The organism is Azospirillum sp. UENF 211521 (assembly GCF_058780535.1).
The window spans coordinates 2,069,917-2,084,256 of record NZ_JBSNCF010000001.1; the positions used below are offsets into that span (position 1 = coordinate 2,069,917).

At 71.8% G+C, this 14,340-nt stretch carries 13 protein-coding genes; 11 read left to right on the forward strand and 2 right to left on the reverse strand.

Annotated elements, in window-relative coordinates:
* Positions 1 to 344 precede the first annotated feature (344 nt).
* The 8 genes from ACWPN5_RS09650 to ACWPN5_RS09685 all read left to right on the forward strand — a co-directional run bounded on the left by ACWPN5_RS09650 (position 345) and on the right by ACWPN5_RS09685 (position 9,327).
* Complete coding sequence (locus ACWPN5_RS09650) at positions 345 to 3,014, forward strand: 2-oxoglutarate dehydrogenase E1 component (RefSeq protein WP_492295302.1); 2,670 nt, start codon at positions 345 to 347, stop codon at positions 3,012 to 3,014.
* Between the two features lie 42 nt (positions 3,015 to 3,056).
* Entirely contained in the window at positions 3,057 to 4,745 is a 1,689-nt protein-coding gene (locus ACWPN5_RS09655; protein WP_492295303.1) for an acyl-CoA dehydrogenase family protein, read from the forward strand.
* A 112-nt stretch (positions 4,746 to 4,857) separates the two neighbouring features.
* Positions 4,858 to 5,817 (forward strand): LysR family transcriptional regulator, encoded by a 960-nt coding sequence (locus tag ACWPN5_RS09660; protein ID WP_014199620.1) that lies wholly within the window; start codon positions 4,858 to 4,860, stop codon positions 5,815 to 5,817.
* Positions 5,818 to 5,954: 137 nt separating this feature from the next.
* Positions 5,955 to 6,707: a glucose 1-dehydrogenase gene (locus tag ACWPN5_RS09665; protein ID WP_145690268.1), complete on the forward strand. Its 753-nt coding sequence runs from the start codon at positions 5,955 to 5,957 to the stop codon at positions 6,705 to 6,707.
* A gap of 158 nt (positions 6,708 to 6,865) precedes the next feature.
* Positions 6,866 to 8,071: a CoA transferase gene (locus tag ACWPN5_RS09670; protein WP_492295304.1), complete on the forward strand. Its 1,206-nt coding sequence runs from the start codon at positions 6,866 to 6,868 to the stop codon at positions 8,069 to 8,071.
* A gap of 75 nt (positions 8,072 to 8,146) precedes the next feature.
* Complete coding sequence (locus ACWPN5_RS09675; RefSeq protein WP_492295305.1) at positions 8,147 to 8,320, forward strand: hypothetical protein; 174 nt, start codon at positions 8,147 to 8,149, stop codon at positions 8,318 to 8,320.
* A 124-nt stretch (positions 8,321 to 8,444) separates the two neighbouring features.
* Complete coding sequence (locus tag ACWPN5_RS09680; RefSeq protein ID WP_492295306.1) at positions 8,445 to 9,047, forward strand: cytochrome c oxidase subunit 3 family protein; 603 nt, start codon at positions 8,445 to 8,447, stop codon at positions 9,045 to 9,047.
* 4 nt (positions 9,048 to 9,051) lie between these two features.
* Positions 9,052 to 9,327 carry a cytochrome C oxidase subunit IV family protein gene (locus ACWPN5_RS09685; protein WP_145690265.1) on the forward strand — a complete coding sequence of 92 codons (276 nt, stop codon included), beginning with the start codon at positions 9,052 to 9,054 and terminating at the stop codon, positions 9,325 to 9,327.
* A 61-nt stretch (positions 9,328 to 9,388) separates the two neighbouring features.
* On the opposite strand, the gene purT is transcribed toward ACWPN5_RS09685, so the two are convergent.
* Positions 9,389 to 10,558, reverse strand: coding sequence for a formate-dependent phosphoribosylglycinamide formyltransferase (purT, locus tag ACWPN5_RS09690; RefSeq protein ID WP_492295307.1), 1,170 nt, complete (start codon positions 10,556 to 10,558; stop codon positions 9,389 to 9,391).
* Between the two features lie 97 nt (positions 10,559 to 10,655).
* Positions 10,656 to 11,153 carry a hypothetical protein gene (locus ACWPN5_RS09695; RefSeq protein ID WP_145690263.1) on the reverse strand — a complete coding sequence of 166 codons (498 nt, stop codon included), beginning with the start codon at positions 11,151 to 11,153 and terminating at the stop codon, positions 10,656 to 10,658.
* Between the two features lie 341 nt (positions 11,154 to 11,494).
* On the opposite strand from ACWPN5_RS09695, the gene ACWPN5_RS09700 reads away from it, so the two are divergent.
* The 3 genes from ACWPN5_RS09700 to ACWPN5_RS09710 are packed head-to-tail and all read left to right on the forward strand — an operon-like array spanning position 11,495 to position 14,335.
* On the forward strand, positions 11,495 to 12,526 hold the full coding sequence (locus ACWPN5_RS09700; RefSeq protein ID WP_492295308.1) for an iron ABC transporter substrate-binding protein: 1,032 nt from the start codon (positions 11,495 to 11,497) through the stop codon (positions 12,524 to 12,526).
* The gene (locus tag ACWPN5_RS09705) at positions 12,450 to 13,535 is read left to right on the forward strand and encodes a FecCD family ABC transporter permease (protein WP_247888528.1); all 1,086 of its coding nucleotides are present in this window, start codon (positions 12,450 to 12,452) and stop codon (positions 13,533 to 13,535) included. Before ACWPN5_RS09700 ends, ACWPN5_RS09705 begins: the two co-directional genes overlap by 77 nt.
* Entirely contained in the window at positions 13,532 to 14,335 is an 804-nt protein-coding gene (locus ACWPN5_RS09710; RefSeq protein WP_145690261.1) for an ABC transporter ATP-binding protein, read from the forward strand. Before ACWPN5_RS09705 ends, ACWPN5_RS09710 begins: the two co-directional genes overlap by 4 nt.
* The last annotated feature ends 5 nt before the right edge of the window (positions 14,336 to 14,340 follow it).

The window sequence follows — 14,340 nt, forward strand, 5'->3', positions numbered from 1 at the left end:
CCGGACGAGGCGATGCCGGCCCGAGGCGCTTGGCCCCCGGTGGATGGCCGGGGAGAGTGTGGTGACCCTGACAGTGGATCAGGCGGCCGCACAGCGGAATGCGTATTGCCGGCATATCAGCCATAAGCGCGGCAAGCCATCAGCGACACGAACGGTTTCACCCGAAACCCGCACGATCCCGCCCCGACCGGTGCGGACGCGGACGGTTTGCTATGCCCGCAATGAATATCTGTTACAGGCACGCCGTGCGCTCCGCACCGCGCGATGGGTCGATAAGCTGGAGGCAACTGGTCTCCGACCGCCATCAAACCGACGGATGTTCAATCGCATGAACGGTGTGCGCCATGTCTAGGCCGTCCTCCCCGCTCAACGCCGCCGGAGCCGCCTATCTCGAAGCGTTGCAGGAGCGTTTCCGCGAGGACCCCGCGTCGGTGGACGTGAGCTGGCGCGCCGTCTTCCAGATCCTGGACGAGCTGGGCGCCGTTCCCGCCGGAACGCCGGCTGGCGTCTCCGCCGGCGATCCAACGGTTCCGCTGCGGCAGGAGGAGATCCGCCAGCGCGGCCACGCCACCGCCGCGCTCGACCCGCTGGGCCGCGCCGCGCCTCCCGCATCCTCCGCGTCCGAGGACGCTGAAACCGCGCGCCTGCGCCGGCTCTACCAGGGCACGCTGACGCTGGAGACCGCGCACATCGACGATCCGGCCCTGCGCTCCTGGCTGCGCGACGCCTACGAGGGGGCGGAGACCGCTCCGCCCGCCGAGGCGCGCCGCCGCGCCCTGGCGCTGCTGACCGCGGCGGAGGAGTTCGAACGGCTGCTCGGCGTCCGCTACCCGACCAAGAAGCGGTTCGGGGCGGAGGGCATGGAGACGCTGATCCCGCTGCTCGACCGCATCCTCGCGGCGGCGGCGGCGGCGGGCGTCACCGAGGTGCAGGTCGGGACCATGCACCGCGGCCGGCTCAGCCTGATGGCCAACGCGCTGGGCAAGCCGCTGGTCGAGCTGTTCGCCGGCATCAAGGGCATGCACCCCTTCCTGGCCGACCCGCCGGTTCCCGCCGACGTGCCCTATCACATGGGGGTGGAGAGCAACCTCTCGTTTGGCGAGCGGTCGCTGGCCCTGACCCTGTCGCCCAACCCGTCGCACCTGGAGGCGATCAACCCGGTCACCCTGGGCCGCGCGCGGGCCCGCCAGGACCTGGAGCGCGACCAGGGCGGCGAGGCCAGGCGGGTGCTCTGCGTGCTGCTGCACACCGACGCCAGCGTGATCGGCCAGGGCAGCGTGACCGAGGCGCTGCAACTGTCCGGCGTTCCCGGCTTCACCGTCGCCGGCACCATCCACGTCATCGTCAACAACCAGATCGGCTTCACCACCGAGCGGGAGGAGGCGCGGACCTCGCTCCACTGCACCGGCCTGTGGAAGGCGGTGGACAGCCCCATCCTGCACGTCAACGCCGACGATCCCGACGCCGCGCTGCGCGCCGCCGACCTCGCCGTGGCCTTCCGGCAGGCGCACGGGCGCGACGCGGTGATCGACCTCGTCGGCTACCGCCGCAATGGGCACAACGAGATCGACGAGCCGCGCTTCACCCAGCCGCTCGACTACAAGGCGATCGACGCCCACCCGCCGGCCCGCGCCCTCTACGCGCAGCGTCTGGCCGCCGACGGGCTGGTCGGCCCCGAGGAGGCCGAGGCGCTGGCCGCCGGGCACAAGACCCGCTTCCAGGAGGCGCTGGCCGCGGCCGCCGACCATCGGCCGAACCACGACGGCTTTCCCGGCGGGCGCTGGGCGCCCTTCGCCCCGGCCGGCGCGGCTCCCGCCGAACCGGACACCGGCATCGCCGACGACCGGCTGCGCGGGCTGCTGGCGGCGCTGGCCGCCATTCCCGAGGGGCTGGCCGTGGACCGCAAGGTGGAGCGCGTCATCCGCCGCCGCGCCGATGAGCCGCTGGACTGGGCGACCGGCGAGGCGCTGGCCTTCGCCACGCTGCTGGCCGAGGGGACGCCGGTGCGGCTGACCGGCCAGGACGTGGTGCGCGGCGCCTTCTCGCACCGCCATTTCGCGCTGACCGACACCGTCACCGGGCGCCGCCATGTCAGCCTGAATCACCTCGGTGTGGAGCAGGCGCGCTTCGACGTGGTCAACAGCCCGCTGTCGGAATACGCCGTCCTCGGCTTCGAATACGGCTACAGCCTGGAGCGGCCCGACGCGCTGGTGATCTGGGAGGCGCAGTTCGGCGATTTCGCCAACGGCGCGCAGATCATGATCGACCAGTTCATCGTCAGCGCCGAGGACAAATGGCGCCAGCCTTCCGGCCTCGTCATCTTGCTGCCGCACGGGCTGGAAGGGCAGGGGCCGGAACACTCCTCCGCCCGGCCGGAGCGCTTCCTCCAGATGGCGGCGCGCGACAACATCCGCGTCGCCCATCCCTCGACCCCGGCCAACTACTTCCACCTGCTGCGCCGGCAGATGCTGCGCCGCGACCGGAAGCCGCTGGTGGTGCTGAGCCCGAAGACGCTGCTGCGCCTGCCCGCCGCCGTGTCGACCCTGGCCGACTGCGCGCCGGGCACCGCCTTCCAGCCGGTGATCGTCACCACTGGGGCGCGGGTGGAGCGCATCCTGCTGTGCAGCGGCAAGCTGGCCTACGAGCTGGAGCGCGAGCGGGCCGAGCGCGGCGCCGAGGCCGTGGCGGTGGTCCGGCTGGAATCGCTGTACCCTCTGCCCGACGCCGCTCTGTCGGCGCTGTTCCGCCGCTGGCCGGGCGCGTCCTGCGCCTGGGTGCAGGAGGAGCCGTGCAATCTCGGCGCCTGGACCTATCTGGACCGCCGTCTGGAGGCGCTGCGCGCGGCCGCCGGCTGTGCCGAGCCGCGCGTCGCCTGCGTGGCCCGCGACGAGGCGGCGTCGCCCGCCGGCAGCTTCCACGGCGACCACGAGGCCGACCAGCGCCGGCTGGTGGAGCAGGCCTTCGCCGGGATCGCCGCGTCCCTCCCGCCCCGCGAGACCATCGCGGCGGACTGAGCAAGAACAACACCAAAACAACACGCACCGAGGAAACCCGCCATGTCGTCCACCCCAACCTCCAACGGCCCGCTTCCGCTGCCCGAGCTGCTGTCCACCACGGCGGCGGCGCTCGACGCGGTGGCGCGGCTGGCCGAGGCCGCCGAGCGCGGCGTCGCCGCGCTGGTGGCGCCGGACGGGCGCGTCGATGCGGCGGCGCTCGACCGCCATCAGGTGGCGGCGCACGGCTTCGCCTGGGTGGCGACCTATGCCGAGGCGCTGCGCCAGATGCAGGGCTGGGCGGAGCGGCTGGACCGCGCCGGCCGGCTGGGCGAGCTGGAGGCCTGCATGCTCCAGGCCGCCTTCGGCGAGTATCTGGCCCAGCTCGACGGCGGTCTGGCGATGAGCCAGGGCGAGATCGTCCGCCCCGCCGATTTCGGGCTGGACGACGCGGAGCGCGCCGCCTTCCGCACCGAGGCGGTGCGCCGGCTGATCGCCGCCGGCAACGCCTCCGCCCTGCGGCTGCGCATCGCCGAGCGGCTGGCCGACGCGCTGCACGGCGGCGGCTTCGGCGAGGCGGCGCTGGAGGACGAGGCGCTCGACATGGTGCGTGAGCAGTTCCGCCGCTTCGTCGCCGACGTGGTGGAGCCGCACGCCCATGAGTGGCACCTGAAGGACGAGCTGATCCCGATGCCGGTCGTCGAACAGATGGCCGAGATGGGCGTCTTCGGCCTGACCGTGCCGGAGGAGGACGGCGGGCTCGGCATGGGCAAGCTCGCCATGTGCGTGGTGACGGAGGAGCTGTCGCGCGGCTACATCGGCGTCGGCTCGCTCGGCACCCGCGCGGAGATCGCCGCCGAGCTGATCCGCCTGGGCGGCACCGCCGAGCAGCGGGCGCGCTGGCTGCCGCGCCTCGCGTCGGGCGAGATCCTGCCGACCGCCGTCTTCACCGAGCCCAACACCGGCTCCGACCTGGGCAGTCTGCGCACCCGCGCCGTGCTGGACGGCGACACCTACCGCGTCACCGGGGCGAAGACCTGGATCACCCACGGCAGCCGCTCCGACCTGATGACCCTGCTGGTGCGCACCGATCCGGACGCCCCCGGCTACCGCGGCCTGTCGATGCTGCTGGCCGAGAAGCCGCGCGGCACCGAGGCCGACCCCTTCCCAGCCGAGGGCATGAGCGGCGGCGAGATTCCGGTTCTCGGCTATCGGGGCATGAAGGAGTACGAGATCGGCTTCGACGGCTTCGCGGTGCCGCGCGACAACCTGCTGGGCGGCGTCGAGGGCCAGGGCTTCAAGCAGCTGATGGCGACCTTCGAATCCGCCCGCGTGCAGACCGCCGCCCGCGCCGTCGGCGTGGCGCAGAACGCGATGGAGCTTGGTCTGCGCTACGCCCAGGAGCGCCTCCAGTTCGGCCGCCCGCTCGCCGCCTTCCCGCGGGTGGCCGGCAAGATCGCCTGGATGGCCGTGGAGACGATGATCGCCCGCCAGCTCACCTACTTCGCCGCGCGCGAGAAGGACAGCGACCGCCGGTGCGACATCGAGGCCGGCATGGCCAAGCTGCTGGCCGCGCGCGTCGCCTGGTCGAACGCCGACAACGCGGTGCAGATCCACGGCGGCAACGGCTACGCGGTCGAGTATCCGATCAGCCGTGTGCTGTGCGATGCCCGTATTCTGAATATTTTCGAAGGGGCGGCGGAAATCCAGGCCCAGGTTGTGGCGCGCGGTCTGCTCACCCGGCGCAATTGATCGCCAGACACGGCGGAGGACCGGGCAGGACTGACCTGCCAGGACTCCGCTTGTGTCATACCGGCGTATTCGCTATCCGACGCGGAGGCCGAACGACGAGACCTGTCCTCCGATGGAACTTCTGGAACTGCGCTACTTTGTTCAGGTGGCCGACCTTGGCAGCTTTTCCAAGGCGTCGGTCAAGCTTGGCATCACCCAGCCGGCGCTCAGCCGGCAGGTCCAGAAGCTGGAGCATGAGCTGCGCACCAGCCTGTTCTACCGCCATGGCCGCGGCGTCTCGCTGACCCAGCAGGGGCGCAAGCTCTACGACGTGGTGCGCCATCTGCTGGGCGCGCTGTCGGAGATCAAGGAGGAGATCCAGGACCAGTCGGAACGGCTGACCGGCTCGGTCACGCTGGGACTTCCCCCGTCGATCTGCGCCACGCTGGGGGCGCCGCTGGCCCGCCGCTTCCACGAGAACTACCCCGACGCCACGCTGCGCATCCACGAGGTGTTCAGCGGCACGCTGCTGGAATGGGTCGAGGGCGGGCGGTTGGACCTCGCCGTGCTCTACGACGCCCGGCGGGGGCGCAGCATGCTGTCCTCGCCGCTGCTCGTCGAAAATCTTCTGCTCGTCCAGCCCGCCAAGGACGCGGTGGCCGGCGACGACGGGCCGGTCGAGGTGGAGACGCTGGGCGGCCTGCGCTTCGTCCTGCCGGGGCTGGAGAACGGATTGCGCCGGGTGGTCGACGCCGCGGTGCGGCGGGCCGACATCGACCTCCAGGTCGACATGGAGATCGATTCCGTCACCGCCATCAAGCAGCTGGTGGAAGAGGGCATGGGCTCGACCATCCTGCCCTTCGGCGCCGTCCACCGCGAGGTGCGCCAGGGCCGGCTGATCGCCCGCGAAATCAGCTCCAAGGACATGCACGCCATGCTCGTCACCGCGACGCCACTGCACCAGCCGGTGTCGAAGGCGACGCGCGCCCTGCTGCGGCTGATCCACGCCGAGGTGGCGAAATGCGTCGCCAACGGCGTGCTCAAGGGCAAGGTCGTCGCCCCCGGCAGCGCCGGGGAGAACAGCGCGCCCTGACGCGATGGTCATCCTGACGCGATGGTCATGACCGGCTGTGCGGGCTGATAGCAGCTATGACGGATGGTCCATAGCACGGCCGGTGCGGCGCGGATAGCCTCCCCATCACCACATAATCCCTTGGGGAGGAAACAAGAATGACGAAGCGTCTGGACGGCAAGGTCGCCCTGATCACCGGTGCGGCGCAGGGGCTGGGCCTCGCGATGGCCGAGACCTTCGTGCGCGAGGGTGGCCGCGTCGCGGTCGTGGACATCAACGGCGACGCCGCCAAGGCCGTCGCCGAACGGCTGGGCGAGTCCGCCATCGGGATCGCCGCCAACGTGACCAAGCTGGCCGACGTCGAGATGACCATCGCCGCCACCGTCGAGAAGTTCGGGCGGCTGGACATCCTGGTCAACAACGCCGGCTCCACCCACGCCAACGGCCCGTTCGAGAACGTGACGGAGGAGGAGTTCGACCGCGTCTTCGCGCTGAACGTCAAGTCGATCTACCTCTACTCCAAGGCGGTCGTCGCGACTATGCGGGCGCAGAAGTCCGGCGTGATCCTGAACCTCGGCTCCACCGCCGGCCTACGGCCGCGTCCGGGCCTGGTCTGGTACAACGCGACCAAGGGCGCCGTGCACAACATCACCAAGTCGCTGGCGCTGGAGCTGGCGCCCGACAACATCCGCGTCTGCGCGCTCGCCCCGGTCGCCACCGAGACGCCGCTGCTCGCCACCTTCATGGGCGGCGACACCCCGGAGAAGCGCGCGCGCATGATGGGCATCGTGCCGCTGGGCCGCCTCGGCCAGCCGACCGACGTCGCCAACGCCGCCCTCTACCTCGCGTCGGACGAGGCGGCCTTCCTGACCGGCGTGGTGCTGGAGATCGACGGCGGGCGCTGCGTGTAAGGCGCGTCGGCCGTTAGCCCCCACCCTAACCCTCCCCCGCTGGGCGGGGGAGGGGACTGCCGCCGCTCTCGTGAAAATCTCCCTCCCCCGCCCAGCGGGGGAGGGCCGGGGTGGGGGCACCCGTCCACTACGTTGTTTCCATCTGGATCGAGACTCCCATGTCCTCGCTTCTCTCCGATCTGCGCGTCGTCGAGGTGTCGGCCTTCATCGCCGCCCCGCTGGGCGGCATGACGCTGGCCCAGCTGGGCGCGGAGGTGATCCGCATCGACCCCATCGGCGGCAACATCGACTATCGGCGCTGGCCGGTGGCGCCGAACGGCACCAGCCTCTACTGGACCGCGCTGAACAAGGCGAAACGGTCGGTGACGCTGGCGCTCGACCGGCCGGAGGGGCGGGAGATCGCCCAGGCGATCATCACCGCCTCGGGCGAGAACGCGGGCTTCCTGCTGACCAACCTGCCGGCCAGCGGCTGGATGGGCTACGAGGCGCTGTCGGCCAAGCGCGACGACCTGATCATGCTGCGGCTGACCGGCAACCCGGACGGGTCGGCGGCGGTCGACTACACCGTCAACTGCGCCAGCGGCTTCCCGATGGCGACCGGCCGCGGCGGCGAGCCGGTGAACCATGTGCTGCCGGCCTGGGACGTCGCCGCCGGCCTCTATCTGGCGACCGGCCTGCTGGCGGCGGAGCGGCACCGCCGCCGCACCGGGCGCGGGCAGGAGGTGACCGTGGCGCTGGCCGACGTCATGCTGGCGACCGTCGGCAACCTCGGCTACCTCGCCGACGTCCGGGTCAACGGCGCGGTGCGGCCGCCGATGGGCAACGACCTCTACGGCGCCTACGGCCGCGACTTCGCCACCGCCGACGGGCGGCGGGCGATGGTCGTCGCCATCTCCAACCGCCAGTGGAAGGCGCTGGGCAAGGCGACCGGGCTGACCGAGCGGCTGGCGATGATCGGCCCGCTGATGGACGTGGACATGAACGACGAGGGCGGGCGCTTCGTGGCGCGCGACGCCATCTCCGCCGTGCTCGCCCCCTGGTTCGCCGCCCGCACCCTGGCCGAGGTGGAGAGCGCTTTCGCCGGGGCGGGAGTGCTGTGGGGGCCGTACCGGGATTTCGGCCAGCTGGTGGCGGAGGACGCGCGCTGCTCCACCGCCAACCCGCTGTTCCGCGAGGTCGAGCAGCCGGAGGTCGGGTCGCTGCTGGTCCCCGGCTCGCCCCTCGGCTTCCCCGGCCTGGGTGAGCGCACCGACCACCGGCCGGCGCCCGTGCTGGGGCAGGACACCGACGCGGTGCTGGCCGACCTGCTCGGCCTGCCGTCGGCCGAGATCGGCCGCCTGCACGACGCCGGCATCGTCGCCTGATCCTGTGAGCGGGGCGAGACGACCGGCGCGCGGGGGTGTTGCTGAGGCTTACGGCGGGCCGCAGCGGCCCGCCTCATGCCGGAGGATGACGCGATGGGCGACAACCGCAACACCGACTCCCAACCGCAAGCCGAGAACGACCGCGCGACCGGCAAGCCCGACGACCAGCCGGCGGCGAGCAAGGACGAGATGACCAAGGCCCAGGAGGACGCGGCGCGGGAGCGTGCGGACAAGGGCGGCTATCAGTGACCGGCGCCAATTGATCAGCGCCAGCTGATCGGCAACCGGCCGCGAGTTTGCCCCTGGGCAAAGACGGCGTCCGTCTCCCGCGTCATGGTCCCTTCCGGTCATCACTTCCGGAAGGACAGCGGACATGACGGAGATTTCCGCGCCGACGGCGGTCGTCGCTGCGGAGGACGCTGCGGACGGGGAGGCCGCCGATTGGGGGCCTCTCTCCAGCCTGCCCGGCAACCCCATGATGTGGATTCTCATCCTGGGGGAGCTGGCGGTCTTCGGGGCGATGTTCATCGGCTTCGCGGTGACGCGCGCGCTGGACCCGGCGACCTTTGACGCGTCGCAGGCGCAGCTGGACCGTCTGCTCGGCGGCGTGAACACCATGGTTCTGGTGACGAGCGGATGGCTGGTCGCCGTCGCCGTGCGGCGCCGGGCCTTGGGCCGCTCCCACCGGGTGGCGATGCTCGGCGCGATGGCCCTCGGCGGCGTGTTCCTCGCCATCAAGGCGGTCGAGTACGGCGACAAGATCGGCCGGGACCTGACGCTGGAGACCAACAGCTTCTTCCAGCTCTATTATCTGCTGACCGGCTTCCACGCGATGCACGTCGCCGCGGGGATCGTCATCCTGGGCATCGTCACATGGTGGGACAGTCTGGAGAACCTGGAGACCGGGGCCGCCTTCTGGCACATGGTGGACCTGATCTGGGTGCTGCTCTACCCCATCGTCTATCTGCTGAGGTGAGGCGATGGCCATCCTGACACGCACCTGGGTGATGCTGATGCTGCTCACCGCCGTCTCGATGTGGGCGGGGCATGGCACCGGCACTCTCGGCCCGCTCGGGGTCGGACTCGTCCTCGCCGCGGCCACCGTCAAGGCCGACCGGATTCTCACCCACTACCTGGACCTTCACCGCGCGGACGGCGGCTGGCGGGCGGGGTTCCGGAGTCTGCTCACCCTGCTGGGGGTGGCGCTCTTCGGGATCTACGTTCTCTATCCGATGATCGGCGCGGCTTTGCGCTGAGAGGCGGTTCGCAGCCGGGTCGCGCCGTCGGAGATCGTCGGTCGCGCCCGGCTCCGCGACGTCACTCGTAGCGGATGCTGATCGCCGAAGCGGCCTTCAGCGCGCGCTCGCGCGCGTCGTCGGTGTCGGTGCCGGCGGCGAGCGCCACGCCCATGCGGCGGTTCTTGCGGGTCGTCGGCTTGCCGAACAGGCGGACGTCCACGTCATGCTCCGCGTTGCCGACGCGCATCGCGTCGGCCAGACCCTCGATGGCGAAGCGCTCGGCCTCGCGGTCGGCCAGGATGACGGCAGAGGCGGCTGGGCCATGAACGTGGATCGCCGGGATCGGCAGGCCCAGGATGGCGCGGGCGTGCAGGTCGAACTCCGACAGGTTCTGCGACAGCAGGGTCACCATGCCGGTGTCGTGCGGGCGCGGCGACAGCTCGGAGAAGACGACCTCGTCCCTGGTGACGAAGAACTCGACGCCGAAGATGCCGTAGCCGCCGAGATTGTCCACGACCTTCGCCGCCATGTCCTTGGCGTCGTCGAGCAGCGCCGCGGGCATCGGCACCGGCTGCCAGGATTCCTGATAGTCGCCGCGCTCCTGACGGTGGCCGATCGGCTCGCAGAACAGGATGCCCTCGCGGGTGCGGACGGTCAGCAGGGTGATCTCGTACTCGAAGGGCACGAACTCCTCGACGATGACCTTCCGGCGGTCGCCGCGCATGTTGGCGACGGCGTAGGTCCAGGCGGCCTCAAGCTCCGCCGCGGTGCGGACGGTGCTCTGCCCCTTGCCGGAGGAGGACATGACCGGCTTGATGACGCAGGGCAGGCCGGTGTGCTCCGCCCCGGCGATCACCTCCTCCAGGCTTTCGGCGTAGCGGTACTTGGAGGTGCGCAGGCCCAATTCCACCGCGGCGACCTCGCGGATGCGGTCGCGGTTCATGGTCATGGTGGCGGCGCGGGCGGAGGGGACGACGGTCAGGCCGGCGTCCTCGAACTCGTGCAGCACCTCGGTGCGGATGGCCTCGACCTCCGGCACGATGAAGTCCGGCGTGTGCTTGGCGATGGTCGCGCGCAGGGCGTCCGCGTCGAGCATGGAGAAGACCTCCGCCGCGTCGGCGACCTGCATCGCCGGGGCGTTGGCGTAGCTGTCGCAGGCGATGACCTCGCAGCCGAGGCGCTTGGCGGCGATGACGAACTCCTTCCCGAGTTCGCCCGAGCCGAGAAGTAGGATTTTGGCCGTGAACATGCGCGGACTCCCGTGACGCAGACGCCCGCGGAGCTTTACCCCAACGCGGGCCGCCCGTACATGGCTGAACGCATGCGTACGCCGCATGGACCGGGCGCTATTGCAGGCTGCCCCAGCGCCGGGTGGCGGGTTCGGCCAGCGCCCAGCGCCACTGGCCGTTCTTGGCCCGGCAGATGGTGGTGACGTTGAAGTCCGGGTCGTCGTCGAGCGTGAAGACCACATCCTTACAGGGGATCGCCTCGCCGAAGCCGCGGGCCACCTGCACGGTGCCGGTCTTGCCGCTCAGCGGCAGCTTTTCCTCCACCGTCCAGGTCGCCGCCTGCCCGACGGCGAGCGGACCGGCGGCGCGGGCGACGGCGTTGTGGACGTTGTCGGTGATCCGCCGCTCCGCGTATTTCACGCCCTGGTCGATGCCGTAGCTGGCCCCGGCGCCGGCGATGATGCCCAGCACCGGGTTGCCGGTGGCCGAACCGACCGTCGCCGCCACGCCCGCCGTGGTCACTCCCGTGACCGCCGAGCCGAAGCCGGCGCAGCCGGACAGCGCGAGCAGGGCGGCGGCGGCGAGGGTGGCGCGACGAAGGGGGGATGCGGTCATCGGGCGGTACGGGCTTTGTGGGCAGAACGCGGCACCCTATCCGTTCGGATGGGGAGGCCGCCCGTGGTCAAAGCGTGACCTTCGCGGGCGGCTTGGCGTGCTTGTCCTATGGACGGTGGCGGGTGCAGACCCCATGCTTTGGAGGGGCGGTTAATCCAACCCTCTCCCCTCTGGGGAGAGGGTGGCCCGCAGGGCCGGTGAGGGGGATGCGCGTGTCGCGGCGTTCGGCAAAAGCGCACCCCCCTCACCCTAAACCCTCTCCCCGGAGGGGAGAGGGGACTTTGAACACGGGTCCATGGAGGTGGTGGCGAATGGAGGGTGGTGCGGGCAGGCGTGGATGGATGCTGGGCGTGGGCACCGGGCTGCTGCTCGCCCTGCTGGCCGGGCCGGCGGCGGCGGAGCGGGTCGTCACGGACTCGTCCGGGCGCCGCGTCGCTCTGCCGGACCGGGTGGAGCGCGTGTTCCCCGCCGGGCCGCCGGCCTCCGTCGTCGTCTACATGCTGGCGCCCGAGACACTGCTGGGCTGGACGCGGGCGATCAGCCCGCCGGAGCGGCCCTTCCTGCCCGACCGCTACGCCGACCTGCCGGAACTGGGGCGGCTGACCGGGCGAGGCAACACCGTCAACCTCGAAACCGTGGTCGCCGCGAAGCCGGACGTCGTCGTCGATGTCGGCAGCACCGCCCCGACCTTCGTCTCGCTGGCCGACCGCGTGCAGGAGCAGACACGGGTGCCGACGCTGCTGATCGACGGGCATCTCGCCGACTCCCCGCGCACCTTCCGCACGCTCGGCGCGCTGATGGGCGTGGCGGAGCGGGGGGAGGAGTTGGCCCGCTACGCCGAGACGACGCTGGCCGAGGTGCGCCGGCGCTTCGACGGCGTGCCGGAGGACCGGCGGCTGAAGGTCTACATGGCGCGCGGGCCGCGCGGCCTGCAGACCGGCATCCGCGGCTCCATCAACGTCGAGGCGCTGGACGTCGCCGGGGTGCGCAACGTCGCGGCGGAAAACCTCGGCAACGGCGGGCTGGTCAACGTGTCGATGGAGCAGGTGCTGGCCTGGCAGCCGGACGCCATCGTCACCATCGACCGCGGCTTCTACGAGAGCGTGTGGACCGACCCGCTGTGGCAGGGGGTGAAGGCGGTGCGCGACCGCCGCGTCTACCTCTCGCCGGGGCTGCCCTTCACCTGGATCGATTCCCCGCCCGCCGCCAACCGCCTGCTCGGCCTGCGCTGGCTGGGCGCCGTCCTCTATCCGGAGCTGTTTCCGGAGGATCTGCGCGAGGAGACGCGACGTTTCTATGCCCTCTTCTACCACCGGGAGCCCACCGCGCAGCAGATCGACGCCCTCCTCGCCGGCAGCCGCCCGCCGGGGTGAGGTCCCCTTCGCGCTGACGCTGGGCGGGGTGGCCGCGCTGCTGGTCGCCGCGGTCTGCGTCGCCTTCAGCACCGGCGCCTACCCCGTCCCACCGGGGGAACTGGCCGGGCTGCTCGCGGCGAAGCTGGGGCTCGGGAGCGCCGCCGTCGCCCCGGCGGTGGAGACGGTGATCTGGGACATCCGCGGCCCGCGCGTGCTGACCGCCATGCTGGTCGGGGCGGGGCTGGCCGCCTCGGGCGCCGCCTATCAGGGGCTGTTCCGCAACCCGCTGGTCTCGCCGGACATCCTCGGCGTGTCGTCGGGGGCGGCGCTGGGGGCGGTGCTGGGCATCTTCGCCTCGCTGCCGGTCCTCGCCATCCAGGGCATGGCCTTCGCGGGCGGGCTGCTGGCGGTCGGGGTGGTGCTGGCCGTCGCCTCGGCCATCCGGGGGCGCGACCCGGTGCTGGTCCTGGTGCTGGGCGGTGTGGTGATCGGGGCGCTGCTGGGCTCCGGCGTGGCGCTGCTGAAGTATCTCGCCGACCCCTACAACCAGTTGCCGGCGATCACCTTCTGGCTGCTCGGCAGCCTGTCGGCGGTCAACCGCGGCGATCTCGCGGCGCTGGTCCCACCGGTGGCGGTGGCGCTGCTGCCGCTGGTCCTGCTGCGCTGGCGGCTGGACGTCATGACACTGGGCGACGAGGAGGCGACGGCGCTCGGCGTGCCGGTGCGGGTGGTGCGGGTGGTGGTGATCGCGGCGGCGACGCTGATGACCGCCGCCGCGGTGTCGGTCAGCGGCATCGTCGGCTGGGTCGGGCTGCTGGTGCCGCACCTCGCCCGGCTGATGGTCGGCCCGGCCTTCGTCCGGCTGCTGCCCACGGCGGTGCTGCTGGGGGCGGCCTATCTGCTGGCGGTGGATACGCTGGCGCGCAGCCTGGGGCCGGTGGAGCTGCCGCTGGGCGTTCTGACCGCGGTGATCGGCACGCCGGTCTTCCTCTGGCTGCTCGCCTTCGGAAAGCGCGGCTGGTCATGAGCGCGCGGCTGTCGGTGGAGGATCTCGCCTTCGGCTACGGCGGGCGGGTGGTCGGTGCCGGGGTCGGCTTCGCCGTGGCGGCGGGGGAGGTGCTGTGCCTGCTCGGCCCCAACGGCGGCGGCAAGACGACGCTGTTCAAGACGTTGCTCGGCCTGCTGCCGCCGCGCGGGGGGCGGGTGCACGTCGATGGCGAGGACACCGCCGGCTGGTCGCCGCGCCGCCGGGCGCTGGCCTTCGGCTATGTCCCGCAGGCGGGAGCCGGGCAGTTTCCCTTCACCGTGCGCGAGATGGTGCTGATGGGCCGCACCGCCCACCGCGGCGCCTTCAGCGCCCCCGCCGCGTCCGACCACGCCGCCGCCGAGGCCGCGCTGGAGCGGCTGGGCATCGGACATCTGGCCGAGCGTGACTGGCTGCGCATCAGCGGCGGCGAGCGGCAGATGGCCCTGATCGCCCGCGCGCTGGCTCAGGCGCCGCGCGTGCTGGTGCTCGACGAGCCGACCGCCAGCCTGGATTTCGGCAATCAGGTCCGCGTGCTGGAGCAGGTGCGGCGGCTGGCGGACGGCGAGGGCGGCGAGGGGCTGACGGTGGTCTTCTCCACCCACCACCCGGAGCAGGCCTTTGCCATCGCCGACCGGGTGGCGCTGCTGCACGGCGGGCGGCTGGCCCGCTTCGGCACGCCGGAGGCGGTCATCACCGCCGCCATGATGCGCGAGGTCTACGGAACGGAGGTCGAGGTGGTGGCCGTGGGGGCGGACGGGATGCGCGTGTGTCTGCCGGTCGGGCTCAAGAGACGGGGCTGAGGCGG

Coding starts and splice junctions, on each gene's coding strand:
- ACWPN5_RS09650 (WP_492295302.1), top strand. CDS start 345: ATGTCTAGGCCGTCCTCCCCGCTCAACGCCGCCGGAGCCGCCTATCTC.
- ACWPN5_RS09655 (WP_492295303.1), top strand. CDS start 3,057: ATGTCGTCCACCCCAACCTCCAACGGCCCGCTTCCGCTGCCCGAGCTG.
- ACWPN5_RS09660 (WP_014199620.1), top strand. CDS start 4,858: ATGGAACTTCTGGAACTGCGCTACTTTGTTCAGGTGGCCGACCTTGGC.
- ACWPN5_RS09665 (WP_145690268.1), top strand. CDS start 5,955: ATGACGAAGCGTCTGGACGGCAAGGTCGCCCTGATCACCGGTGCGGCG.
- ACWPN5_RS09670 (WP_492295304.1), top strand. CDS start 6,866: ATGTCCTCGCTTCTCTCCGATCTGCGCGTCGTCGAGGTGTCGGCCTTC.
- ACWPN5_RS09675 (WP_492295305.1), top strand. CDS start 8,147: ATGCCGGAGGATGACGCGATGGGCGACAACCGCAACACCGACTCCCAA.
- ACWPN5_RS09680 (WP_492295306.1), top strand. CDS start 8,445: ATGACGGAGATTTCCGCGCCGACGGCGGTCGTCGCTGCGGAGGACGCT.
- ACWPN5_RS09685 (WP_145690265.1), top strand. CDS start 9,052: ATGGCCATCCTGACACGCACCTGGGTGATGCTGATGCTGCTCACCGCC.
- purT (WP_492295307.1), bottom strand. CDS start 10,558: ATGTTCACGGCCAAAATCCTACTTCTCGGCTCGGGCGAACTCGGGAAG.
- ACWPN5_RS09695 (WP_145690263.1), bottom strand. CDS start 11,153: ATGACCGCATCCCCCCTTCGTCGCGCCACCCTCGCCGCCGCCGCCCTG.
- ACWPN5_RS09700 (WP_492295308.1), top strand. CDS start 11,495: ATGCTGGGCGTGGGCACCGGGCTGCTGCTCGCCCTGCTGGCCGGGCCG.
- ACWPN5_RS09705 (WP_247888528.1), top strand. CDS start 12,450: ATGCCCTCTTCTACCACCGGGAGCCCACCGCGCAGCAGATCGACGCCC.
- ACWPN5_RS09710 (WP_145690261.1), top strand. CDS start 13,532: ATGAGCGCGCGGCTGTCGGTGGAGGATCTCGCCTTCGGCTACGGCGGG.